The sequence below is a fragment of the Streptomyces ochraceiscleroticus genome, assembly GCF_000720485.1.
In the GTDB taxonomy this organism is placed as follows: Bacteria; Actinomycetota; Actinomycetes; order Streptomycetales; family Streptomycetaceae; genus Streptomyces; species Streptomyces ochraceiscleroticus.
Window position 1 is genome coordinate 23790 of sequence record NZ_JOAX01000011.1, and the last position, 24268, is coordinate 48057.

General features: G+C 69.7%; 21 protein-coding genes and 1 riboswitch. Of the genes, 14 read left to right on the forward strand and 7 right to left on the reverse strand.

Features of this window, described 5'->3' with window-relative positions:
- Positions 1-54: 54 nt before the first annotated feature.
- Entirely contained in the window at positions 55-3219 is a 3165-nt protein-coding gene (locus tag IG84_RS0115700; protein ID WP_031056738.1) for an efflux RND transporter permease subunit, read from the forward strand.
- A gap of 120 nt (positions 3220-3339) precedes the next feature.
- Here IG84_RS0115700 and nadA read toward each other — a convergent pair whose 3' ends face one another.
- On the reverse strand, positions 3340-4536 hold the full coding sequence (gene nadA, locus IG84_RS0115705) for a quinolinate synthase NadA (protein WP_031056742.1): 1197 nt from the start codon (positions 4534-4536) through the stop codon (positions 3340-3342).
- A 277-nt stretch (positions 4537-4813) separates the two neighbouring features.
- Here nadA and erpA point away from each other — a divergent pair, with 277 nt between their 5' ends.
- Entirely contained in the window at positions 4814-5167 is a 354-nt protein-coding gene (erpA, locus tag IG84_RS0115710; protein ID WP_030256738.1) for an iron-sulfur cluster insertion protein ErpA, read from the forward strand.
- A gap of 102 nt (positions 5168-5269) precedes the next feature.
- Here the strand turns inward: erpA and IG84_RS0115715 are convergent, their stop codons facing one another.
- Both IG84_RS0115715 and IG84_RS41175 read right to left on the reverse strand, forming a co-directional pair.
- Positions 5270-6877, reverse strand: coding sequence for a hypothetical protein (locus tag IG84_RS0115715; protein ID WP_031056747.1), 1608 nt, complete (start codon positions 6875-6877; stop codon positions 5270-5272).
- A 135-nt stretch (positions 6878-7012) separates the two neighbouring features.
- Positions 7013-7246 (reverse strand): hypothetical protein, encoded by a 234-nt coding sequence (locus IG84_RS41175; RefSeq protein ID WP_031056748.1) that lies wholly within the window; start codon positions 7244-7246, stop codon positions 7013-7015.
- 141 nt (positions 7247-7387) lie between these two features.
- Here IG84_RS41175 and IG84_RS0115725 point away from each other — a divergent pair, with 141 nt between their 5' ends.
- Positions 7388-8362, forward strand: coding sequence for a carbohydrate kinase family protein (locus IG84_RS0115725; RefSeq protein WP_031056751.1), 975 nt, complete (start codon positions 7388-7390; stop codon positions 8360-8362).
- A gap of 9 nt (positions 8363-8371) precedes the next feature.
- Here IG84_RS0115725 and IG84_RS0115730 read toward each other — a convergent pair whose 3' ends face one another.
- Positions 8372-9766 carry a cysteine desulfurase/sulfurtransferase TusA family protein gene (locus tag IG84_RS0115730; protein ID WP_031056753.1) on the reverse strand — a complete coding sequence of 465 codons (1395 nt, stop codon included), beginning with the start codon at positions 9764-9766 and terminating at the stop codon, positions 8372-8374.
- Positions 9767-10138: 372 nt separating this feature from the next.
- On the opposite strand from IG84_RS0115730, the gene ctaC reads away from it, so the two are divergent.
- The 4 genes from ctaC (at position 10139) to IG84_RS0115750 (ending at position 14614) form a co-directional block, all read left to right on the forward strand.
- Positions 10139-11101, forward strand: a complete 963-nt coding sequence (gene ctaC / locus IG84_RS0115735) for an aa3-type cytochrome oxidase subunit II (protein ID WP_031056755.1) — start codon at positions 10139-10141, stop codon at positions 11099-11101.
- On the forward strand, positions 11098-12831 hold the full coding sequence (gene ctaD, locus IG84_RS0115740; protein WP_031056758.1) for an aa3-type cytochrome oxidase subunit I: 1734 nt from the start codon (positions 11098-11100) through the stop codon (positions 12829-12831). Before ctaC ends, ctaD begins: the two co-directional genes overlap by 4 nt.
- Positions 12828-13226: a cytochrome c oxidase subunit 4 gene (locus IG84_RS0115745; RefSeq protein ID WP_030616574.1), complete on the forward strand. Its 399-nt coding sequence runs from the start codon at positions 12828-12830 to the stop codon at positions 13224-13226. Before ctaD ends, IG84_RS0115745 begins: the two co-directional genes overlap by 4 nt.
- Before the next feature lie 140 nt (positions 13227-13366).
- On the forward strand, positions 13367-14614 hold the full coding sequence (locus IG84_RS0115750) for a L,D-transpeptidase (protein ID WP_037800355.1): 1248 nt from the start codon (positions 13367-13369) through the stop codon (positions 14612-14614).
- Positions 14615-14729: 115 nt separating this feature from the next.
- Here IG84_RS0115750 and IG84_RS0115755 read toward each other — a convergent pair whose 3' ends face one another.
- Positions 14730-15131 (reverse strand): DNA-binding transcriptional response regulator, encoded by a 402-nt coding sequence (locus IG84_RS0115755; RefSeq protein WP_031056762.1) that lies wholly within the window; start codon positions 15129-15131, stop codon positions 14730-14732.
- A 286-nt stretch (positions 15132-15417) separates the two neighbouring features.
- Here IG84_RS0115755 and ctaE point away from each other — a divergent pair, with 286 nt between their 5' ends.
- From ctaE to IG84_RS0115785, 6 genes are all read left to right on the forward strand, one after another.
- Complete coding sequence (gene ctaE, locus IG84_RS0115760) at positions 15418-16038, forward strand: aa3-type cytochrome oxidase subunit III (RefSeq protein WP_031056764.1); 621 nt, start codon at positions 15418-15420, stop codon at positions 16036-16038.
- A gap of 85 nt (positions 16039-16123) precedes the next feature.
- Positions 16124-16933 (forward strand): cytochrome bc1 complex diheme cytochrome c subunit, encoded by an 810-nt coding sequence (gene qcrC / locus IG84_RS0115765; RefSeq protein ID WP_031056767.1) that lies wholly within the window; start codon positions 16124-16126, stop codon positions 16931-16933.
- Entirely contained in the window at positions 16930-17991 is a 1062-nt protein-coding gene (gene qcrA / locus IG84_RS0115770) for a cytochrome bc1 complex Rieske iron-sulfur subunit (RefSeq protein ID WP_031056771.1), read from the forward strand. Before qcrC ends, qcrA begins: the two co-directional genes overlap by 4 nt.
- Complete coding sequence (gene qcrB, locus IG84_RS0115775) at positions 17988-19628, forward strand: cytochrome bc1 complex cytochrome b subunit (RefSeq protein ID WP_031056774.1); 1641 nt, start codon at positions 17988-17990, stop codon at positions 19626-19628. Before qcrA ends, qcrB begins: the two co-directional genes overlap by 4 nt.
- 161 nt (positions 19629-19789) lie before the next feature.
- Entirely contained in the window at positions 19790-20854 is a 1065-nt protein-coding gene (gene trpD / locus IG84_RS0115780; RefSeq protein WP_031056775.1) for an anthranilate phosphoribosyltransferase, read from the forward strand.
- 81 nt (positions 20855-20935) lie between these two features.
- Positions 20936-21052: riboswitch (SAM riboswitch) on the forward strand.
- Positions 21053-21260: 208 nt separating this feature from the next.
- Positions 21261-22676 (forward strand): aminotransferase class V-fold PLP-dependent enzyme, encoded by a 1416-nt coding sequence (locus IG84_RS0115785; RefSeq protein ID WP_031056777.1) that lies wholly within the window; start codon positions 21261-21263, stop codon positions 22674-22676.
- A 130-nt stretch (positions 22677-22806) separates the two neighbouring features.
- Here the strand turns inward: IG84_RS0115785 and IG84_RS0115790 are convergent, their stop codons facing one another.
- On the reverse strand, positions 22807-23088 hold the full coding sequence (locus tag IG84_RS0115790) for an Lrp/AsnC family transcriptional regulator (protein ID WP_031056779.1): 282 nt from the start codon (positions 23086-23088) through the stop codon (positions 22807-22809).
- Positions 23085-23834, reverse strand: coding sequence for a rhomboid family intramembrane serine protease (locus IG84_RS0115795; RefSeq protein WP_063761805.1), 750 nt, complete (start codon positions 23832-23834; stop codon positions 23085-23087). The genes IG84_RS0115790 and IG84_RS0115795 overlap by 4 nt, the downstream gene beginning before the upstream one ends.
- Before the next feature lie 191 nt (positions 23835-24025).
- Here IG84_RS0115795 and IG84_RS0115800 point away from each other — a divergent pair, with 191 nt between their 5' ends.
- On the forward strand, positions 24026-24265 hold the full coding sequence (locus tag IG84_RS0115800) for a hypothetical protein (RefSeq protein WP_030256686.1): 240 nt from the start codon (positions 24026-24028) through the stop codon (positions 24263-24265).
- Positions 24266-24268 lie beyond the last annotated feature (3 nt).

Genomic DNA, 24268 nt, shown 5'->3' on the forward strand with positions numbered 1-24268 from the left:
CCGCCATGGGCCGGTGCCGAGAAGCGTTCAGAACAAAAGAGAGAGACCCCACCCATGTTCAGGCTGTCCCGACTCAGCCTCGCACAACGGGGCCTGATAGCACTGATGTCGATCGTGGCGATCGTCTTCGGGGCCATCGCGATCCCACAGCTCAAGCAGCAGCTGCTGCCGTCCATCGATATGCCCATGGTGTCCGTCGTGGCGCCGTACCAGGGTGCCTCGCCCGACGTCGTCGAGAAGCAGGTCGTCGAGCCCCTCGAGGACGGCATCCAGGCGGTCGACGGCATCACCGGCGTCACCTCGACGGCCAGCGAGGGCTCGGCCGTGGTGATGGCCGAGTTCGACTACGGCAATGACACCAAGTCGCTGGTCGCCGACGTCCAGCAGGCCGTCAACCGGGCCCGCGCCAAGCTGCCCGAGGACGTCGACCCGCAGGTCGTGGCCGGTGGCACCGACGATCTGCCGACCACCGTGCTGGCCGTCTCCTCAGCGGGCCAGGACCAGCAGGCCCTCGCCGACCGCCTGGACCGCAGCGTCGTCCCGTCCCTGAAGGACATCGAGGGCGTCGGCCAGGTCACCGTGAGCGGCGTCCGCGGCCGCGTCGTCGCCGTCACCCCGGACGACGCCAAGCTCGCGAAGGCGGGGCTGACCCCGGCGGCGCTCGGCCAGGCCCTCGAAGCGGGCGGCGCTTCCGTACCGGCCGGCTCCTTCTCCGAGGACGGCAAGAGCCGTACCGTCCAGGTCGGCAGCGGCTACACCTCGCTCCAGCAGATCAAGGACCTCACCGTCTCCCCGGCAGCGGCCGGCGCCGCGGCGGGCAAGGCCGGGGCCGGCGCGCCGGTACGGATCGGCGACATCGCCACCGTGAAGCAGGAGTCGGCCACCCCGACCTCCCTGACCCGCACGAACGGCAAGCCCAGCCTCGCCGTCCAGATCACCATGGACCAGGACGGCAGCGCCGTCGCCATCTCCGACGCGGTCAAGGACAAGCTCCCGCAGATCCGCGCGGACCTCGGCAAGGACGCGGACGTCACGGTCGTCTCCGACCAGGGCCCGCAGGTCTCCAAGTCCATCGAGTCCCTCACCACCGAGGGCCTGCTCGGCCTGGTCATGGCCGTGATCGTGATCTTGGTCTTCCTGCTGAGCCTGCGCTCGACGCTGGTGACCGCGGTCTCCATCCCGCTGTCCGTCGTGATCACGCTGATCGTGCTGTGGACCCGCGACCTGTCGCTGAACATGCTGACCCTGGGCGCGCTGACCATCGCCATCGGCCGGGTCGTGGACGACTCCATCGTCGTCCTGGAGAACATCAAGCGGCACCTGGGCTACGGCGAGGAGCGCAAGCACGCCATCCTCACCGGCGTCCGCGAGGTCTCCGGCGCGATCACCTCCTCCACGCTCACCACCGTCGCGGTCTTCCTGCCGATCGGCGTGGTCGGCGGCATGGTCGGCGCCCTCTTCGGCGACTTCTCGATCACCGTCACCGTCGCCCTGCTGGCCTCGCTGCTGGTCTCCCTCACGGTCGTACCGGTCCTCTCGTACTGGTTCCTGCGCGCCCCGAAGGACGCCGAGGGCGGCGACCCGGAGGCGCTGCGCAAGGCCGCCGAGGAGAAGGAGAGCCGCAGCGCGCTGCAGCGGCTGTACGTACCGGTGCTGCGCTTCGCGACCCGGCGCCGGATCACCAGCCTGGTCATCGCCGTCGTCATCCTGATCGGCACGTTCGGCATGGCCCCGCTGCTCAAGACCAACTTCTTCGACCAGGGCGACCAGGACACCCTGTCCCTCCAGCAGGAACTGGCCCCCGGCACCAGCCTGACCGCCGCCGACAAGCAGGCGAAGCGGGTGGAGAAGGTGCTCGCGAACACCGACGGCGTGCGGGACTACCAGGTCACCGTCGGCTCGTCGGGCATGATGGCGGCCTTCGGCGGCGGCTCGTCCGCCAACCAGGCGTCGTACCAGGTCAAGCTGGCCAGCGCCGACGACTCCGACCGGGTCGTCGAGGACATCCGGGACGGCCTCGCGAAGCTCGGCCCCGCCATCGGCGACACCACCGTCTCGGCCGGCCAGGCGTTCGGCAATCAGGACCTGAGCGTGGTCGTGAAGGCAGCCGACGGCGACGTACTGAAGGACGCCGCAGAGCAGGTACGCAAGAAGGTCGCGGGCCTGGACTACGTCACCGACGTCACCAGCGACCTGGCGGAGAGCGTGCCGCGGATCTCCGTGACCGCCAACAGCAAGGCGGCGGCCGCCGGTTACTCCCAGGCCACCCTCGGCCAGGCCGTCGCCCAGGCGGTACGCGGCACCACCAGCGGCACGGCGCTGCTGGACGACGCCGAGCGGGACGTCGTCGTGAAGTCGGCGCACCCGGCCACCACCGAGGCCGAGCTGAAGAAGCTGGCGCTGCCGGGCCCGTCGGGCGTGGTGCGGCTCGGCGACATCGCCGAGGTGAAGACCGTGCCGGGGCCGGTGCAGATGACCCGCATCGACGGCGCCCGGTCCGCGACGGTCACCGCCAAGCCGACCGGTGACAACACCGGCGCGGTCACCGCCCAGCTCCAGTCCGAGCTGAAGGACCTGGACCTGCCCAAGGGCGCCACGGCCGAGATCGGCGGCGTCTCCGCCGACCAGGACGAGGCGTTCAGCTCGCTCGGCCTGGCGATGCTCGCGGCCATCGCGATCGTCTTCATGCTGCTGGTGGCGACCTTCCGGTCGCTGATCCAGCCGCTGATCCTGCTGGTGTCGATCCCCTTCGCGGCGACCGGCGCGATCGGTCTGCTGGTCGCGACCGGGACCCCGATGGGCGTGCCCGCGATGATCGGCATGCTGATGCTCATCGGCATCGTCGTCACCAACGCGATCGTGCTGATCGACCTGATCAACCAGTACCGGGCGCAGGGGTACGGCGTGGTCGAGGCGGTCATCGAGGGCGGCCGCCACCGGCTCCGTCCGATCCTGATGACGGCGCTGGCCACGATCATGGCGCTGCTCCCGATGGCCCTCTCGGTCACCGGCGACGGCGGCTTCATCTCCCAGCCGCTGGCGGTCGTCGTGATCGGCGGCCTGATCACCTCCACGCTGCTGACCCTGCTGCTCGTACCGACGCTGTACGCGATGATCGAGCTGCGGAGGGAACGGCGGGCCGCGAAGAAGGCGGCCAAGCGGGCCGACGGCCCGAAGGTCACCGACGAGGACCGCTCGCCGGAACCGGCCAGCGTTTGATCAACGCGCCGGGGCGCCCCCTCCGCTCAGGAGTGGGGCGCCCCGGTGTATCGCGGCTTGGCGGCCGCTCGTCCTCAATCTCCCCCAGCTACCGCTGGGAGGTGCCCCCAGACGGGCTTGTTATGGCAGGGCGAGCATTCGTTCGAGCGCCAGCTTCGCGAAGTCTTCCGTCTCCTTGTCGACCTCGATCCGGTTGACGACCTTGCCGTCCGCCAGGGACTCCAGGGCCCAGACCAGGTGCGGGAGGTCGATGCGGTTCATCGTCGAGCAGAAGCAGACCGTCTTGTCGAGGAAGACGATCTCCTTGCCCTCCGGAGCGAAACGGTTCGCCAGGCGGCGGACCAGGTTCAGCTCCGTACCGATCGCCCACTTCGACCCGGCCGGCGCCGCCTCCAGGGCCTTGATGATGTACTCCGTCGAGCCGACGTAGTCCGCGGCCGCCACGACCTCGTGCTTGCACTCCGGGTGCACCAGCACGTTCACGCCCGGTATCCGCGCCCGTACGTCCTCGACCGACTCCAGCGAGAAGCGGCCGTGCACCGAGCAGTGGCCGCGCCACAGGATCATCTTCGCCGCGCGGAGCTGTTCGACGGTGAGCCCGCCGTTCGGCTTGTGCGGGTTGTAGACGACGCAGTCGTCCAGCGACATGCCCATGTCGCGCACCGCGGTGTTGCGGCCCAGGTGCTGGTCGGGAAGGAACAGCACCTTCTCGCCCTGCTCGAACGCCCAGTCCAGCGCCCGCTTCGCGTTGGACGACGTACAGATCGTGCCACCGTGCTTGCCGGTGAACGCCTTGATGTCCGCGGAGGAGTTCATGTACGAGACGGGCACGACCTGCTCGGCGATGCCCGCCTCGGTCAGCACGTCCCAGCACTCGGCGACCTGCTCGGCGCTGGCCATGTCGGCCATCGAGCAGCCGGCCGCCAGGTCCGGGAGGACGACCTTCTGGTCGTCGCCCGTGAGGATGTCCGCGGACTCGGCCATGAAGTGCACGCCGCAGAAGACGATGTACTCGGCGTCCGGGCGGGCCGCGGCGTCGCGCGCGAGCTTGAAGGAGTCGCCGGTGACATCGGCGAACTCAATGACCTCGTCGCGCTGGTAGTGGTGCCCCAGGACGAAGACCTTGTCCCCGAGCTTCGCCTTCGCGGCGCGGGCGCGCTCGACGAGGTCGGGGTCGGAGGGAGCGGGCAGGTCGCCGGGGCACTCGACGCCGCGCTCGCTCTTCGGGTCGGCCTCCCGGCCGAGGAGCAGCAGCGCGAGCGGCGTGGGCTGCACGTCGAGGTCCTGACGGGGCTGGGCGGTGGTCACGACACGCACCCTCTCTTCGTTGTTACGGAGAACCTTTTCGACTTTTCGTCGAAATGACGTTATCTATCATAGCCGCTTCACGTCAGTTTGACGATGGGCATTGTGTCGATGTGACGCATTACCCGGCCGGCCGTATGCCGTCAGCCGCTGACCTTCCGGATGGGGTGTGCGAGCATGAGGAGGGGCGGAGAATTCCGCCAGAACTTCGAGCCCGCCCGGAATGAATCCGGGGCCCCGTCGGTTACTGCCGAGGGCAAGGGGTCCGTACAACCCGGGAGAGATGTAGATGAGCGTTCAGGACGAGACCACCGTCAGCGACGGCATCATCCTGTCCGACGCGGCCGCGTCGAAGGTGAAGAGCCTGCTGGAGCAGGAGGGCCGCGAGGACCTCGCGCTGCGCGTGGCTGTCCAGCCCGGTGGCTGCTCCGGCCTGCGCTACCAGCTCTTCTTCGACGAGCGCTCGCTCGACGGCGACGTCGTGAAGGACTTCGACGGCGTGAAGGTCGTGACCGACCGGATGAGCGCCCCGTACCTGGGTGGCGCCTCCATCGACTTCGTCGACACCATCGAGAAGCAGGGCTTCACGATCGACAACCCCAACGCCACCGGCTCCTGCGCCTGCGGCGACTCCTTCAGCTGAGCCGACGGGCTCCGGCACACGGAGACACAGACGAAGGCGGCGTTCCCCTCGGGGAACGCCGCCTTCGTCATTGACCGCCCTACCGGCGGCTCCGGCCCGCCGTCACTTCTGCGTCTGCGGCACCGTTTCGCCACTGGAGGCGTCGATGACCTCCCGCCCGTCCAGCGGGGAATCCAGCGTCACCGTCTTGGTGAACTGCTTGGCGACCTTGACGCAGACCCCGCCCGGCTTCTTGTCCTTGCCGGTGACCTGCGCGGTCACGGCCGTACCCGACTGGTCGGCGCTCGCCGAGTAGTCGCTGCACACCCCGCCCCAGAAGTGCAGCGTCAGCTTCTTGCCGCCGTCCGCCACCGAGTACGACTCCAGGCCCATCGCGCCCTTCTTGCCCTCCTTGCCGCCCTGCGGCGGATGCGCGGGCCGCTGCGTCGCGGCGTCCCCGGCGTTCCGGTCCACCACGAACTTCGGGTCGACGGCCGGGTGCGCGACCGTGGTGCGGGCGTCCTTGCCGCTGGTCGAACCGGGCTGCCGCACCTCGTACATCCAGGACGGCACCAGCGCCTGGCTGCCGTTCACGAACTGCACCGACAGGCCGAACCGGGCGCCGGTCACCTCGGCGGGCGCGGGCTTCCCGGGCGCCGGCTCGCACGGCGCGACATCCTTCCCGTCCGCCTTGCCGCCGCCCTTCCCGTCCTTGTCCGGCAGCGGCGTGGCGCACTCGGCGTCCTTGCCCTTGCCCTCGGCCGAGCCGGAGCCGGCCGCCCCGCCGTTGAGGTGCGCGAGCGTCTTCTCCGCGCTCAGTACGGGATACGTGTCGCCCTTGAGCGGCCGCGCGAGCTGGCCGCTGCCGCCGACCACCTGGCCGTCCGCGCCGACCTGCAGGTCGCTCTGCCAGCCGTACGTCGGCAGGCCGCCGATCACCGGGTTCGCCGAGACGATGCGCACCGCGCCGGACAGCCCGCCGGCGTTCAGCTTCGCGTCCTGCTGCCCCAGTGCCGCGAGCACCGGCTTGACCGCCTGCTTCGCCTTCTCCTGGGACACGGCGCCCTTGCCGCTGCCGTCGTCCTCGGTCGTGGCCTCCCGGCCGCGGTACGAGGGGCAGCCGGGCCCGTCGGAGGAGTGCCCGGTCTGCTCGTCCGCCGCCTTGCCCTTGGGCGTCGCGGGCAGCGCGCAGTTCACCCCGCCCGGCGTGCCGTACTGCGCGAACGTCCACGAGCCGGTGCCGGCCTTGGCCACCTGCAGCACGGGCCCGCGGGAGTCCTTGTCCTGGCCGCCGACCTTCCACGTACCGCCCTCGGAGCGGACCTGGCCCGCCACGTCCAGCGCCTTGGCCAGCCGCGCCACCGCGTCCTTGCCGATGGGGCCCTGGGGGCGGTACACGGGCGCGTCGGCCGGGCCGTCCGGCAGCCCGGCGACCGCGCGGTATCCGGCGCCCTGCGGATTCGGCTCGCCCGGCGCGATGCCGTCGCGGGACTGGGACTGGCCGTATCCCTCCAGTGCCAGCGGCGGCGGGTCGGCCGCCGCGCCCGCGCCGCCTTCGCCGTCCTGGCCGGACGCGCCGGATGCCCAGTACGCCGCGCCGCCGCCGGCCAGCAGCACGGCCGCGGCCATCGAGGCGACCACCAGCGGCCTGCGCCCGCGCCGTCCCGGGGCGGTGGGGTTCTCGGTGGGGTTCCCGCCGCCGGTGGCAGGGGGAGTGTCCTCGGTGCTCACCGCATCGCTCCTTCGGCTCCGCTGAACAACTGATGCGCCATCCTCCGTGAGGGGGACGCCGATTGGACGGAGCCGGGCCGCGGGCGGTTCCGCCCGCGGCCCGTGGAAGAGCGGTGGAGGTATGGATCGCCGTACTCAGTCGCCGTACTCGGACATCCCTTCCAGCAGTTTCGCAGAGGCGGCGGGGACCGTGATCCCGCGCAGCTCGGCGGCCGGACGGCGCGGACCGGCCGACAGGCCGTCCGGCTTCCAGTGCGGCGCCATGCGGGCGCAGTCGCCGCGCAGTTGCTCCATCGAGTCGTGCTCCCCGCCGTCCGGGCGACGGCCGGCGGGGTGAGCTGCTGTGACGGGCTTCACATGCTGGGTCATATGCGCACCGTACGCACCCCAGGCCCCGGGGAAGAAGCCCTACTATCGGGTAGTTTCGCCAGGTCGGAGCGGGAGTCCCGAACGGGTAGCGTTGGGTCACGTCCGTCACCGCCCCACGCCTCCCCGCAGGAGCGAATCGCCGTGCGTATCGCAGTCACCGGCTCCATCGCCACCGACCATCTGATGACCTTCCCCGGACGCTTCGCCGACCAGCTGGTCGCCGACCAGCTCCACACGGTCTCCCTCTCCTTCCTCGTCGACCAGCTCGACGTGCGGCGCGGCGGCGTCGCCGCGAACATCTGCTTCGGCATGGGCCAGCTCGGCACGGAGCCGATCCTGGTCGGCGCCGCCGGCAACGACTTCGGCGAGTACCGCGCCTGGCTGGACCGGCACGGCGTGGACACCGCGTCCGTACGGATCTCCGAGGTGCTGCACACCGCCCGCTTCGTGTGCACCACCGACGCCGACCACAACCAGATCGGCTCCTTCTACACCGGCGCCATGAGCGAGGCCCGCCTCATCGAGCTGCAGCATGTCGCCGAGCGCGTGGGTGGCCTGGACCTGGTCCTGATCGGCGCCGACGACCCCGAGGCGATGATCCGGCACACCGAGGAGTGCCGCTCGCGCTCCATCCCCTTCGCCGCCGACTTCTCGCAGCAGATCGCCCGCATGGACGGCGACGACATCCGCACCCTCATGGACGGCGCGGCCTACCTCTTCTCCAACGAGTACGAGAAGGGCCTCATCGAGTCCAAGACCGGCTGGACCGCCGAGGAGATCCTCGGCAAGGTCGGCACCCGCGTCACCACCCTCGGGGCCAGCGGCGTCCGCATCGAGCGCGAGGGCGAGCCCAGCATCGAGGTCGGCGTGCCCGAGGAGAACGCCAAGGCCGACCCGACCGGCGTCGGCGACGCCTTCCGCGCCGGCTTCCTCTCCGGCCTCGCCTGGGGCGTGTCCCTGGAACGCGCCGCGCAGGTCGGCTGCATGCTGGCCACCCTCGTCATCGAGACGGTCGGCACGCAGGAGTACGAGCTGCGCCGCAGCCACTTCCTGGACCGCTTCACCAAGGCGTACGGCCACGAGGCCGCCGCCGAGATCCAGCAGTACCTGAACTGACCGCTCCGCTCAGGCGCGGCGCCGCACCACGTAGGCGGCGCCGCGCTCCGGGGGTTCCGGCGCTTCTCCCAGGTACTCCTGGCCCTGCGTCCAGCACCACGCCGGGATGTCCAGCGCCGCCACCTCGTCGTCGGACAGCACCGTCACCGTGCCGCCGACCGGGACCTCCGTGATCGCCTTCGCCAGCTCGATCACCGGAACCGGGCAGCGGGCGCCGAGCGCGTCCACGACGAGCTCGCCGGACGTGCCCTCGGGCGCGTGCGCGGGCCGCTCCGTGGGCGCGCCCAGCTGTTCCCGTACCGCGGCGACCGCGCCCGGGAGCACCTCCAGGAAGCGCTCCACGTCGGCGTCGGAGGTCCCGGCCGGCAGCGACACCCGGACGTTGCCCTCCGAGAGCACGCCCATCGCCTTCAGGACGTGGCTGGGGGTGAGCGTGCTGGAGGTGCACGAGGAACCGGAGGAGACGGAGAACCCCGCCCGGTCCAGGGCGTGCAGCAGCGTCTCCCCGTCGACATAGAGACACGAGAAGGTCACCAGGTGCGGCAGCCGCCGCTCCGGGTCGCCGACCACCGCCACGTCCGGCACCAGCTCCGGGACCCGGGCGCGGATCCGGTCCACCAGGGCGCGCAGCCGGGCAGCCTCGGCCACCGCCTCGGCCCGTACCGCGCGCAGCGACGCGACCGCTGCCACGACGGCCGGGATGTTCTCGAAGCCGGGGGCGCGCCCCGACTCGCGCTCGTCGGCCGGTCCCTGGTGCGCGAAGCGGGTGCCCTTGCGCACCGCCAGCAGCCCCACCCCGGCCGGGCCGCCCCACTTGTGCGCGCTGCCCGCCAGCAGCGACCAGGGGCCCGCCACCGGCCCCCAGGCGAGCGACTGGGCGGCGTCCACCAGCAGCGGCACGCCCGCCTCGCGGCACGCCTCCGCCGCCTCGGCCACCGGCTGTTCGGTGCCCACCTCGTGGTTGGCGGACTGCAGGGCGGCCAGCGCGGTGTCCGGGGTGAGCGCGGCGGCAAACTCGGCCGGGTCGACCCGGCCCGTACGGTCGCAGCCCACCACGGCCACGCTGCCGCCCGCGGCTTCGTGCGTCTCCGCCGCGTGCAGGACGGCGGAGTGCTCGACGGCGGAGTGGACCAGCCGGGCACCGACACGCCGCCGGCCGGCCAGCGCGCCCGCCACGCCCGTGTGCACCGCGCGGGTGCCCGACGGGGTGAAGACCAGCTCGTCGGGGCGGCAGCCGACCGCCTCCGCCGCGGCCTCGCGCGCGGCGTCCAGCAGCAGCCGGGCGCGCCGCCCCTCCCGGTACAGCCGGGCCGGATCGGCCCAGCCCTCGTCGAGCGCGGCGTGCAGCGCCTCGCGGGCGACGGGGTGGAGGGGAGCGGAGGACGCGGCATCGAAGTAGGGCACGGACGAAACGCTAACGCGTGCGGTCCTGCGCGCCGGGCGCGGCGTCGGGCCCCCGGGAAGGAATGACCGGGCGCGGTATCGGTCACCGGGAAGGGCGGGTAAGACGCCGGAACGAAGCGGCCGGGCGCGGCGTCAGATGCCGGGAGGAAGCGGGGAATCCGGAGGCCGCGGGCGCCCAGTGGGAGCGGATGGCCACCCCTTCGGGGGGCAACGCGCCGCGTTGGGCACCCTCCCCGCGCGACGCCAAATAGCGTCCAGTAGGGTTTGGTCCGCATAAACATCCAAACCCCTGCCCGTGACGGGCCGGCGACCGACCAGCTGAGACGGCCGCAGCCGGTGAGATCGCGGGCGAGACTCTCGGGAAGGCGCTACGTGAGTCCCAACGGCTCCGACCGCTCGTCGCGGCGCCCGATGCGGCGGAAGCTGCCGCAGGTGCTGGCTGCGGGCCTGGTCCTGGCGACCGCGACCGGTTGCACATACAAGGACTTCCCCCGCCTCGGTTTTCCAACGCCGGTCACGGATGAGGCGCCGCGGATCCTCTCCCTTTGGCAGGGCTCCTGGGCCGCCGCCCTCGCAACGGGCGTGCTGGTGTGGGGCCTGATCATCTGGAGCTGGATCTTCCACCGCCGCAGCCGGACCAAGGTGGAGGTCCCCGCACAGACCCGGTACAACATGCCGATCGAGGCGTTGTACACCATCGTCCCGTTCATCATCATCGCGGTGCTGTTCTACTTCACCGCGCGCGATGAGAACGAACTTCTCAAGACTTCCAAGAAGCCGGACCACGTCGTGAACGTGGTGGGCTTCCAGTGGAGCTGGGCGTTCAACTACATGGAGGACGTCGACGGCGACAAGTCGAACTCGGCGGTCAACTCCAAGGAGCTCTCCGCCATCCCGGACAAGTGGAAGAAGTCGGCTCCCGCGGGTGCCGAGGGCGTCTACGACCAGGGCACGCCGGGCGAGCGGAACCCGCAGAACGGCAACCCCGGCCCCACGCTGTGGCTGCCCAAGGGCGAGACCGTCCAGTTCATCCTGACCTCGCGTGATGTCATCCACTCCTTCTGGGTGGTGCCGTTCCTGATGAAGCAGGACGTCATCCCGGGTCACACCAATGTCTTCGAGGTGACTCCGAACAAGGAGGGCACCTTCATGGGCAAGTGCGCCGAGCTCTGCGGCGTCGACCACTCCCGGATGCTCTTCAACGTCAAGGTCGTGTCTCCTGAGCGGTATCAGGAGCACCTGAAGGACCTGGCGAAGAAGGGCCAGAACGGTTACCTGCCGGCCGGTATCGAGCAGACCGACCACGCCAGGAACGCGGAGACCAAGAACAAGTGAGCATCCTCAACGATCCTCAGGGTGCCGCCGCCGCATCGGCTCCGGCAGCACCGCCCGTACGCAGGAAGCAACCCGGCAACGTCGTGGTGAAGTGGCTGACGACCACCGACCACAAGACGATCGGCACGCTCTATCTGGTGACCTCGTTCGCCTTCTTCTGCATCGGCGGCCTGATGGCGCTCTTCATGCGCGCCGAGCTGGCCCGTCCCGGCACGCAGATCATGTCGAACGAGCAGTTCAACCAGGCGTTCACGATGCACGGCACGATCATGCTGCTGATGTTCGCGACGCCCCTGTTCGCCGGCTTCGCGAACTGGATCATGCCGCTGCAGATCGGCGCGCCCGACGTGGCGTTCCCGCGGCTGAACATGTTCGCCTACTGGCTGTACCTCTTCGGTTCGCTCATCGCGGTGGCCGGCTTCCTCACCCCGCAGGGTGCGGCCGACTTCGGCTGGTTCGCCTACTCCCCGCTGTCGGACGCGGTCCGCTCGCCGGGTGTCGGTGCCGACATGTGGATCATGGGTCTGGCCTTCTCCGGCTTCGGCACGATCCTCGGCTCGGTCAACTTCATCACCACGATCATCTGCATGCGTGCCCCCGGCATGACGATGTTCCGCATGCCGATCTTCACCTGGAACGTCCTGCTGACCGGTGTGCTGGTCCTGCTGGCCTTCCCGGTGCTGGCCGCCGCACTGTTCGCCCTGGAGGCGGACCGCAAGTTCGGTGCGCATGTGTTCGATGCGGCAAATGGTGGCGCACTGCTCTGGCAGCACCTCTTCTGGTTCTTCGGACACCCAGAGGTGTACATCATCGCGCTGCCATTCTTCGGCATCATTTCCGAGGTCATTCCGGTCTTCTCCCGGAAGCCGATGTTCGGTTACATCGGTCTGATTGCGGCGACGATTTCGATCGCGGGTCTGTCGGTGACCGTGTGGGCGCACCACATGTACGTCACGGGCGGTGTATTGCTGCCGTTCTTCTCCTTCATGACGTTCCTCATCGCGGTTCCGACCGGTGTGAAGTTCTTCAACTGGATCGGCACGATGTGGAAGGGCTCGCTGTCCTTCGAGACCCCGATGCTGTGGGCGGTCGGCTTCCTGATCACCTTCACCTTCGGCGGTCTGACCGGCGTCATCCTGGCCTCGCCGCCGCTGGACTTCCACATCTCCGACTCGTACTTCGTCGTGGCGCACTTCCACTACGTCGTCTTCGGTACGGTCGTCTTCGCGATGTTCGCCGGCTTCCACTTCTGGTGGCCGAAGTTCACCGGCAAGATGCTGGACGAGCGCCTGGGCAAGATCACGTTCTGGACGCTGTTCATCGGCTTCCACGGCACCTTCCTGGTCCAGCACTGGCTGGGCGCCGAGGGCATGCCGCGTCGTTACGCCGACTACCTGGCGGCCGACGGCTTCACCGCCCTGAACACGATCTCGACCATCAGCTCCTTCCTGCTGGGCCTGTCGATCCTGCCGTTCATGTACAACGTCTGGAAGACCGCCAAGTACGGCAAGAAGGTCGAGGTCGACGACCCGTGGGGCTTCGGCCGCTCGCTGGAGTGGGCGACCTCCTGCCCGCCGCCGCGGCACAACTTCCTCACCCTGCCGCGCATTCGCTCCGAATCCCCGGCGTTCGACCTGCACCACCCTGAGATCGCCGCGCTCGACGTGCTCGAGAACGACGGTCAGAAGGACACGGCGCTCATGGGCGGCACGAAGGAGGCCGGCAAGTGAAGATCCAGGGCAAGATGTTCATCTGGCTCTCCGTCTTCGTCCTCGCCATGGCGATCGTCTACGGCGTCTGGTCGAAGGAGCCGGCGGGCACCACCGCGCTGTTCCTGGCGTTCGGTCTGTGCATCATGATCGGCTACTACCTGGCCTTCACGGCCCGGCGGGTCGACGCGGGCGCGCAGGACCGCAAGGACGCGGACGTCGCGGACGACGCCGGCGAGGTGGGCTTCTTCAGCCCGCACAGCTGGCAGCCGCTCTCGCTGGGCATCGGCGGTGCGTTCGCCTTCCTGGGCGTCGTCTTCGGCTGGTGGCTGCTGTACTTCTCCGCTCCGATCATCCTCGTCGGCCTGTTCGGCTGGGTGTTCGAGTACTACCGGGGCGAGAACCGCACGCAGTAAGCGCGGTTCCGCACGCACGGGTCGGGCCCGGCCACTCCAAGGAGTGGCCGGGCCCGACCCATTTGCAGTCCTTGAACGCGCCGCCCCGGCGTGCCTCTTCGTATTTTGGGCCTATGAGCCATATGCCACGATCCCGGACGGTGCTCAGCTCAGCGCTCCTGCTGCTGCCCCTGGCGGCGGGGGTCACCGGGTGCGGCGGGGCCACATCGGATCCGCTCGCCGCCCAGCCCTACGACGCGGCCGGCCAGATCGCGGCCAACGCCCCGGCGGGCGAGCGGAAGGCCGACCCCGACCGGCCACTGGAAGTCACCACCACGGGCGACGAGGCGCGGATCACGGACGTCACCGCGACGGACACCGCGGGGCGCCACATCCGCGGCCGGCTGACCGCCGACGGCACCCGCTGGCGCAGCACCGTGCCGCTCGCCGCCGGCACCCGCTACACCGTGCGGGTGAGCACCGAGGACAGCGACGGCAAGCCGGGCCGCAAGGTCCTGCGGATGGAGACGCGGGGCGGCGGCGACCGGCGGCTGCGGGTCACCTTCGGACCCGACAGCGGCACGTACGGCGTCGGCCAGCCGCTCACCGCGGAGCTCAGCAGGCCGGTGCGCGGCGCGCGCGCCAAGGCGCTCGTGGAGGGCGCCCTGAAGGTCGACAGCAGCCCGCGCGTGGTGGGTTCCTGGTACTGGGTCGACGACCGCACCCTGCACTACCGCCCGCGCTCCTACTGGCCCGCGCACGCCTCCGTCGAGGCGTACAGCAACCTGCAGGGCCTGAAGGTCGCCGAGGGCCTGTACGGCGGGCCCGGCAAGCCGGTGCGGATCCGTACCGGCGACCGGGTCGTGGCCGTCACCGACGCCGCCGCGCACCGGATGACGGTCCGGCGCAACGGCAAAGTGATCAAGACGCTGCCCGTCACCACCGGCAAGGCCGGCTTCGAGACCCGCAACGGCATCAAGACCGTGCTGGGCAAGGAGCCGTTCGTCCGGATGCGCAGCACCACCGTGGGCATCGCGCGGGGCAGTTCGGAGGCGTACGACCTGCCGGTCCACTGGGCCACCCGCGTCACGTGGAGCGGCGAGTACGTGCACGCGGCGCCCTGGTCCGTGGGTTCGCAGGGCGCGGCCAACGTCAGCCACGGCTGTACCGGCATGTCGACCGGCGACGCGCACTGGTTCTTCGACCACGTACGGGTCGGCGACGTCGTCCAGGTGGTCAACAGCAAGGGCGACAAAATGGTCCCGTTCGACAACGGGTTCGGCGACTGGAACCTGCCCTGGGACAAGTGGCGCGCCGGCAGCTCGCTGGGCGGCGGCGTGAGCGGCGCCGGGAGCGACGAGGAGGCCGCCGCGCCCGCCGACGCCGCCCGACTGCGCCCGCGGGTCTGAGCGGCCCGCAGAACGGCACACAGCGCCCCGTCCGGGCCTTTTCCCGCCCGGACGGGGCGCTGTACGCCCTTCAAGCCCTGCTGTACGTCCGCGAGGCCCCGCGCGGGGCCGTCGGTCAGGTCTGCGCGAGCAGGCGGCGGCGCAGCAGCCCCGCCAGCGCGTCGGCGAACGCCACCGGGTCGACCGGGTGGGTCACCGCGGCGTCGGCCCGGCTCCAGGTCGCGAGCCAGGAGTCCTGCGGGCGGCCCATCAGCAGCAGCACCGGCGGGCAGTTGAAGATCTCGTCCTTGATCTGCCGGCACACGCCCATGCCGCCCGCCGGGGCGGTCTCGCCGTCCAGCACACAGACGTCGATGCCGCCCTGTTCCAGGGCCGCGAGGACGGCCGGGAGTGTCGCGCACTCCACAATCTCCACCTGCGGCACATCGGCGGCGGGTCGCCGGCCGGCCGCGAGGCGCACCTGCTCGCGGGTGCCCGCATCATCGCTGTAGACCAGCACCGTGGCAGTCGCCTGCATCGTTCCTCCACGCTTTTGGGGAGCACCGTCGACGGGAGCACCACTGGGGCCGGTCCCGTTCAGCGGATGCTACTGCCCGGAAGGGCAAGTGCAGGAGGGTTCGTACGGATCAATGCTGCGCCCGACGGCCCGTCAGGACTGGTCGGAGCGGGGCAGCCAAGAGGGGGCGGAAGGTGCGCTTCCCCCCTTCGGGGGACCCCGCCACTGGACCGTACGGGCAGGGCACACCCCCTTGACACACCGAACGGCACCCCCCGGAGTGAGCGCAAGATAAGCGACCGACATAATGTCGGTCGTGGCGACAGCAACAGCAGTAGAAACCGGGCACGCGCACCCGTCGGTCAATCGGCCGAACCTCACCAGCGTCGGAACCATCATCTGGCTGAGTTCCGAGCTGATGTTCTTCGCGGCCCTCTTCGCGATGTACTTCACCCTCCGATCGGTGACCGGAGCTGATTACTGGAAGGAATCCGCCGATGCGCTGAATCTTCCGTTCTCCGCGACGAACACCACGATCCTGGTGCTCAGCTCTCTGACGTGCCAGCTCGGTGTTTTTGCGGCCGAGCGCGGCGATGTCAAGAAGCTCCGGGCCTGGTTCGTGGTCACCTTCATCATGGGTGCGATCTTCATCGGCGGTCAGGTCTTCGAGTACACGGAGCTGGTCAAGCACGAGGGCCTCTCGCTCTCGTCCGGACCGTACGGCTCGGTGTTCTACCTGACCACCGGCTTCCACGGACTGCACGTGACAGGCGGCCTCATCGCCTTCCTGCTGGTCCTGGGCAGGACGTACGCGGCCAAGAGGTTCACCCACGAACAGGCCACCGCGGCCATCGTCGTGTCCTACTACTGGCACTTCGTCGATGTCGTCTGGATCGGCCTCTTCGCCACGATCTACCTGATCAAGTAGGTAGTCCGGTCCCGACCGGACCCGCAGTTCAGACAGACACAGACCAGAAGCATCGACGCAGAAGATCCTGACACCGGGGTAATCCGTGAAAAAGCTCTCCGCACGACGGCGCCATCCGCTGGCGGCGCTCGTCGTCCTACTCTTCGCGCTGGCGGTCACTGGGGGGCTGTACGCCGCGTTCGCGCCGGCGGACAAGGCTCAGGCCGATGACACCGCCCAGTCTCTTGCCATCAAGGAGGGCAAGAAGCTCTTCGCCGTGGGCTGCGCAAGCTGCCACGGCACCGGCGGTCAGGGCACCTCCGACGGCCCGAGCCTGGTCGGCGTGGGCGCCGCCGCCGTCGACTTCCAGGTGGCCACCGGCCGGATGCCGGCGCAGCAGCCCGGCGCCCAGGTGCCGCGGAAGAAGAACATCTACAGCCAGGCCGAGATCGACCAGCTCGCGGCGTACGTCGCGTCGCTCGGTGCCGGTCCCTCCGTGCCCGGCAAGGAGCAGTACAGCAAGGACGGAGCGGACATCGCCAAGGGCGGTGAGCTGTTCCGTACGAACTGCGCGCAGTGCCACAACTTCACCGGTAAGGGCGGCGCCCTGACCAACGGAAAGTTCGCACCGGCGCTCGACGGGGTCGACCCGAAGCACATCTACGAGGCCATGGAGACCGGCCCGCAGAACATGCCTTCGTTCGGTGACGGCTCCCTCTCGCAGTCCAACAAGAAGGACATCGTCGCTTACCTCGGTGAGGTCAACGGCGACAAGACCGCGAGCCCCGGCGGCATGGAGCTGGGCGGTCTCGGCCCGGTCAGTGAGGGCCTCTTCGGTTACATCTTCGGCCTGGGCGCACTGGTCGCGGTCGCCATCTGGGTCGCAGCCCGGACAGCGAAGGCCAAGAAGTCATGAGTGAGACTGGACGACACGCAGACGTGCCAGAAGAAACCCTGCCCAGTGGGCGCGATGGCGCCCACGGTGACGTGGCGACGAGGGAGAACCCCTTCGCCGACCCGGGCCTGCCCCCCCACGAGCACCGCATCCAGGACATCGACGAGAAGGCGGCCAAGCGCTCCGAGCGCACCGTGGCCCTGTTCTTCGTGGTGTCCATGCTCGCGACGATCGGCTTCATCGCCTCGTACGTGATCTTCCCGATCGACAAGATCATCTACGTCTGGCCGCTCGGCCACATCAGCGCGCTGAACTTCGCGCTGGGCCTGACGCTCGGCGTGGCGCTGTTCTGCATCGGCGCCGGCGCGGTCCACTGGGCCCGCACGCTGATGTCCGACGTCGAGGTGGCCCAGGAGCGGCACCCGATCGAGGCCGAGCCCGAGGTCAAGGCCAAGGTCATGGCCGACTTCCGGGAAGGCGCCGCGGAGTCCGGCATGGGCCGCCGCAAGCTGATCCGCAACACCATGTTCGGCGCGCTGGCCCTGGTGCCGCTGTCCGGTGTGGTGCTGCTGCGCGACCTCGGTCCGCTGCCGGAGAAGAAGCTCCGCACCACGGGCTGGAAGAAGGGCATCCGCCTGGTCAACCAGTCCACCAACCTCCCGCTGCGTCCTGAGGACATCGCGGTGGGCTCGCTCACCTTCGCCAAGCCCGAGGGCCTGGAGGAGGACGACCACGAGTTCCACTCGAAGATCGCCAAGGACGCCCTGATGCTCGTGCGGATCCAGCCGCAGAACATCAAGGACAAGCAGGAACTTGAGTGGTCGCACGAGGGCATCGTGGCGTACTCGAAGATCTGCACCCACGTCGGTTGCCCGATCTCCCTGTACGAGCAGCAGACGCACCACGTGCTCTGCCCCTGCCACCAGTCCACCTTCGACCTTTCCGACGGTGGCCGCGTGATCTTCGGCCCGGCCGGGCACGCCCTGCCGCAGCTGCACATCACGGTGAAGGACGGCTACCTCGAAGCCGTCAGCGACTTCGCGGAGCCCGTCGGCCCGAGCTTCTGGGAGCGCGGATGAGTAACGAGACGAGCGCGACCAACGCGCGCCGCGGCCAGGCGCCGCGGGGCGAGCGGATCGCCGACTGGGCGGACGGCCGGCTGGGCATCTACAGCCTCGCCAAGTCCAACATGCGCAAGATCTTCCCGGACCACTGGTCCTTCATGCTCGGTGAGATCTGCCTCTACAGCTTCATCATCATCATCCTGACCGGCGTCTACCTGACGCTGTTCTTCCACCCGAGCATGGCCGAGGTCGTCTACCACGGCTCCTATGTGCCCATGCACGGCATCCGGATGACGCAGGCGTTCGAGTCGACGCTGGACATCAGCTTCGACGTCCGCGGCGGCCTGCTGATCCGGCAGATCCACCACTGGGCCGCGCTGGTGTTCCTCGCCGGCATGATGGTCCACATGATGCGGGTGTTCTTCACCGGCGCCTTCCGCAAGCCGCGCGAGGTCAACTGGCTGTTCGGCTTCCTGCTGTTCGTCCTGGGCATGTTCACCGGCTTCACCGGTTACTCGCTCCCGGACGACCTGCTCTCCGGCACCGGTGTCCGCTTCATCGAGGGTGTCATCCTGGCGATGCCGCTGGTCGGCTCGTACCTGCAGATGTTCATCTTCGGCGGGGAGTTCCCCGGCCACGACATCATTCCGCGGTTCTTCACGGTGCACGTCCTGCTGCTGCCGGGCATCATGCTCGGCCTGCTGGTGGCGCACCTGATCCTGGTCTTCTACCACAAGCACACGCAGTTCCCGGGTGCCGGCAAGACCGAGAAGAACGTGGTCGGCATGCCGCTGCTGCCGGTCTACATGGCCAAGGCCGGAGGCTTCTTCTTCCTGGTCTTCGGTGTGATCTCGGTGATCGCCGCGATCGCGAGCATCAACCCGGTGTGGGCCATCGGCCCGTACCGTCCGGACCAGGTGTCCACCGGCGCCCAGCCCGACTGGTACATGGGCTTCGCCGAGGGTCTGATCCGTGTCATGCCCGGCTGGGAGTGGAACATCGCCGGTCACTACACCGTGAACTTCGGTGTGCTGATCCCGATCGTGGTCTTCCCGCTGGTCCTGGCGGCCATCGCGGTCTACCCGTTCATCGAGTCCTGGGTCACCGGCGACAAGCGTGAGCACCACCTGCTGGACCGCCCGCGCAACGCCCCGACCCGTACCGCCTTCGGTGTGGCCTGGCTCTTCGCCTACCTGGTCATGCTCGTCGGTGGTGGTAACGACCTGTGGGCGACGCACTTCCACCTGTCGATCAACTCGATCAGCTGGTTCGTCCGGATCGCGTTCTTCGTGGGCCCGGTGCTGTCCTTCATCATCACCAAGCGGATCTGCATGGGTCTGCAGCGGCGCGACCGCGACAAGGTGCTGCACGGACGCGAGTCCGGCATCATCAAGCGGCTGCCGCACGGTGAGTTCATCGAGGTCCACGAGCCGCTCACCCAGGAGCAGCTGCACGCGCTCACCCAGCACGAGCAGCCCAAGCCGCTGGAGATCGGCCCCGAGGTCGACGAGAACGGCGTCCGGCGCAAGATCAAGCGCTCGCACAAGCTCCGCGCCAAGCTCTCCAAGAGCTTCTACGGCGAGGACAACGTCATTCCGAAGCCCACGGTGGAGGAGTACGAGGAGATCACCAGCGGCCACGGCCACCACTGATCTCCGCGGGGCCAGGTCTGTACACCCGAGCTGACCCCGAGCACGTAGCAAAGAACGCCACCCAGAGGGCCCTGTCCGAGCACCGGACGGGGCCCTCCGGCGTTGCACCGGGCCCGATAGGCTCGCTGTGAAGATTTTTGACTCACCCAGGAGCGTGGACCATGAACGTTGTGACCCCGGATGGCGGCGGCAGCGTGGCGGCCCGCACCTGGCCGGGCGTGCTGAACGCCCTCCTCGAAGGCCGTGACCTCTCCGCCGACTCCACCGAGTGGGCGATGGACCGGATCATGCGCGGCGAGGCCAGCGACGCGCAGATCGCCGGCTTCGCGGTGGCGCTGCGCGCCAAGGGCGAGACGGTCGCGGAGATCTCCGGGCTGGTCCGCGCGATGTACGAGCACGCCAACCTCATCGAGGTGCCGGGCCGCAGCGTGGACATCGTCGGCACCGGCGGCGACGGCGCCAAGACCGTGAACATCTCCACCATGTCCTCGATCGTGGTGGCCGGCACGGGCACGAAGGTCGTCAAGCACGGCAACCGCGCCGCGTCCTCCGCCAGCGGCGCCTCCGACGTCCTGGAGAAGCTCGGCGTGAACCTGGACCTGGCGCCGCGCCGGGTGGTGGAGGTCGCCGAGGAGGCCGGCATCACCTTCTGCTTCGCGGTGAAGTTCCACCCCTCGCTGCGGCACGTCGCCCCGGCCCGCAGCCAGCTCGGCATCCGCACGACCTTCAACGTGCTCGGCCCGCTCACCAACCCGGCCAAGGTCGCGGCCCAGGCCACCGGCGTCGCCGACGCCCGGATGGCGCCCATCCTGGCCGGCGTGCTCGCCGAGCGCGGCTCCTCCGCGCTGGTCTTCCGCGGCGACGACGGCCTGGACGAGCTGACGACCACGGCGACCTCCACGGTGTGGGTGGTGCGGGACGGCACCGTGCGCGAGGTGCCCTTCGACCCGCGCGACGTGGGCATCGAGCTGGTGCCCGTGGAGGCGCTGCGCGGCGCGGACGCGTCGTACAACGCGGACGTCGCCCGCCGCCTGCTGGCCGGCGAGACCGGCCCCGTACGGGACGCGGTCCTGCTGAACTCCGCGGCCGCGCTGGTGGCCCTGGACCCGACGGACGCCCCGCTGAACGACCAGATCGCGGCGGGGATGGCCAGGGCGGCGGAGTCGATCGACTCCGGTGCCGCACAGCGTGTACTGGACCGGTGGGTGGCCGCTTCGCACGCGTAGCGCCACGGTCCGCGACGCAAGGGGTGTCCGGGATGCGGACACCCCTTGCGGTGCAGTGATCATGTGGCATGATTCTCGGCAGGTCACGAGTGACAGCGATTAGGCCCCGGCTTGCTGTCCGGCAACCCTCCGTCCGTGGCGGGGTGCCCCGGGTGATGACCAGGCCGCAGGCAGCAAGGCCAGCGGCAAGCGCGGATCCCTCGCCAGGGATCCTGGTTATCGAGGGAGCTCTTCCGTGATGCAGCGAATGCGCTAGGGCCTGTAGGCCCCGTTTTCCGAACACCCCGCCTGTGGCGCCCCTCTGTACGAGTCGTACGAGGCTTCCGTGCGCCCGCGGGTCCTTCCACGCCCCGTGCGTGTCATTCGCCTACTTCGCACATCTCGTGCATCCCCGGGAGACTCCGCCATGTCCGTGCGCCCTGAAACCGCCCTCGCCACCGCCGACTCCGCCGACGCCGACCCCGCCTGCACCGCCGCCGCGCCGCTCCCCGTTCTCGGCAGTGACGTGCGCGTCCCGCTCGTCACCGGCGGCGAGGTCACCTACGCCGCGCTGGACTACGCCGCCAGCGCCCCGGCCCTGCAGCGGGTGTGGGACGACGTGGCCGCGTACGCGCCGTACTACGGGAGCGTGCACCGCGGCGCCGGGTACCTCTCCCAGCTCTCCACCGACCTCTTCGAGAACAGCCGGCAGACGGTCGCGGAGTTCCTCGGCTGCCGCGCCGCGGACCAGGTCGTCTTCACGCGCTCGACGACCGACTCGCTCAACCTGCTGGCGAGCGTGCTCCCCGCGCACACCCGGGTGTTCGTCTTCGAGACCGAGCACCACGCGTCGCTGCTGCCCTGGGAGCAGCGGGCGGATGTCGAGGTGACGTACCTGAACGCCCCGCGCACCCCGCAGCAGGCCGTCGACACGCTGGAGAAGGCGCTCGCCGAGCGCGAGCCCTACGGCCCGGCGCTGGTGTGCGTGACCGGCGCGTCGAACGTGACCGGTGAGCTGTGGCCGGTGCGCGAGCTGGCCGCCGCGGCGCACGCGCACGGCGCGCGCATCGTGCTGGACGCCGCGCAACTGGCCCCGCACCACCCGGTGGACATCGCCGAGCTGGACGTGGACTGGGTGGCCTTCTCCGGCCACAAGCTGTACGCGCCCTTCGGGTCCGGCGTACTGGCCGGGCGCGCCGACTGGCTGCAGGACGCCGAGCCGTACCTGGCCGGCGGCGGCGCGAGCCGCAAGGTCGCGCGGCGCGAGGACGGCGGCGTACAGGTGGAGTGGCACACCACGGCGGCCCGCCACGAGGCCGGCTCGCCGAACGTGATCGGGGTGTACTCGATCGCCTCCGCGTGCAAGGCGCTGACCGAGGCGGGCTTCGACAGCCTCGTCGCCCGTGAGCAGGAGCTGATCGGGAAGGTGCGGGCCGGGCTCGCCGAGGTGCCCGAGGTGAAGGTGCTGTCGCTGTTCGGCGACGACGCGCCGCGGGTGGGCGTGCTGTCGTTCGTCGTGGAGGGCTGGAACAGCTCGCACTTCGCGGCCGCGCTGTCGGCGGAGTACGGCATCGGCGTACGGGACGGGCTGTTCTGCGCCCACCCGCTCGTGCGCACCCTGCTGGGCAGCGACCCGCAGGACCCGGGGGAGTGCGGCGCGCCGGACGCCCGGCCGGGGGAGCGGTCGCTGAACGCCATCCGGGTGAGCTTTGGGGCTGGGACGCCCGATGAGCATGTGGAGCGGTTCGTCAGCGCGGTGAAGGAGCTCGTGCGGGACGGTGCGAAGTGGTCCTACCGGACCGAGGAAGGGCGCTGCGTGCCGGATCGCGGCGCAGCGGCCTGAGCCGCGGAAGAACCGGCCGGTGGTGGTCCTGCTGAGGGACCGCTGCCGGCCGGTGGCCGTTCGGCGTTCAGGATTGTCCTCAATCTCCCCCAGCTACCGCTGGGAGGTGCCCCCAGGACAGGCTGAAGAATTACGCATCCAGCCCGATCGCGAACGCCGCCTCCAGGTCGTGCTGGGAGTACGTGCGGAACGCGATGTGGGTCTCCGTGGCGGCGACGCCGGGGACCTTGCTGATGCGGCCGGGGATGACGTCGGCCAGCTCGTCGTGCTCGGCCACCCGGACCATCGCGATCAGGTCGTGCGCGCCGGTGACCGAGTAGACCTCGCTGACGCCGTCGAGGGCCGCGATCTTCTCGGCGATCTCCGGGATCTGGTCCACGCTGGTCTTGATGAGCACGATCGAAGTGATCACGGTTGGCTCTCTCCCTCGGTCGGCCGTTCTGTGGGCTCCACCCTACCGGGGAGCCCCGGCGCGGCCTGCGGTGGAGCGTCCGGTACGTGGTAGCGGACCCAGGCGTACAGGAAGCCCAGTACGAAGCCGACGACGTGGGCCAGATAGGCGACGCCGGGGCCGTTGACCGCGCGCTGGGCCGCCAGCCATTGCAGGACGAACCAGAAGAGCAGCACCGCCCAGGCGGGGAAGCGCAGCGGCAGGAAGAAGAGGAACGGGAAGAGGCTGGTCACCCGCGCGCGGGGAAAGAGATAGAGGAAGGCGCCGAGCACGCCGGAGATCGATCCGGACGCGCCGACCAGGGTCTGGCCCGACTCGGCGTGCGCCGCCGCATAGCCCATCAGGGCCACGTAACCGGTCAGGACGTAAAAGACCGCGAAGTGCAGCCGGCCCATCCTGGCCTCGGCCATGCCCCCGAAGACGTAGAGGAAGAGCATGTTGCCCAGCAGGTGCAGCCAGCTCCCGTGCACGAAGAGCGCGGTGAGCGGGGTGAGCAGGGCCTTCGGATCGCCGCTCCACAGGTCGCGGGGGATGACGCCCCAGCGGGCGAAGTACGCGCTCTGCGCCTGCAGGAGCGATTCACCCGTGCCGTGTATCCCGTTCAGCCCCGAGGCCGGGCCGATGACGAACACCACGCAGCAGATGCCGATCAGGATGTTGGTCATACGGGAGAACACGGTCCGCGGGGACGGGAACGAGGCCGACATGAAGTGATCATGCCGTAATAGCCACAAAGGGGACAGAGCGCCTCGCCGTGTTCCGGCACCCGGGCGCGGACGGGACCCGGCGTCCACCAGGCCGTAGGGTTACGGGCAGTACTTTCCGTACCTCCGCAGTTCGACGGCGCACCGCGAGAGACCGCACAACCGCACCACGCTTGACGAAAGAGGACGACACAATGGCTGTTCCCCTGCCGACGGCCGAAACCCGGTGGCGCTGCACCCTGTGCGGCAACCTCACGCGTTTCGACGTGACCCGCCAGTCCAAGGTGGTGGAGTACGTCCACCTCGACCTGGCCGGTGAGCCCAAGGTCGAGGAGCGCGAGGTGCTCAGTGAGAGCATCGAGTCCGTCCGCTGCCGCTGGTGCAACGCGGTCGACCAGATCGAGCTGGTGGACCGCCCCGGCGCGGACGCCTGAGAT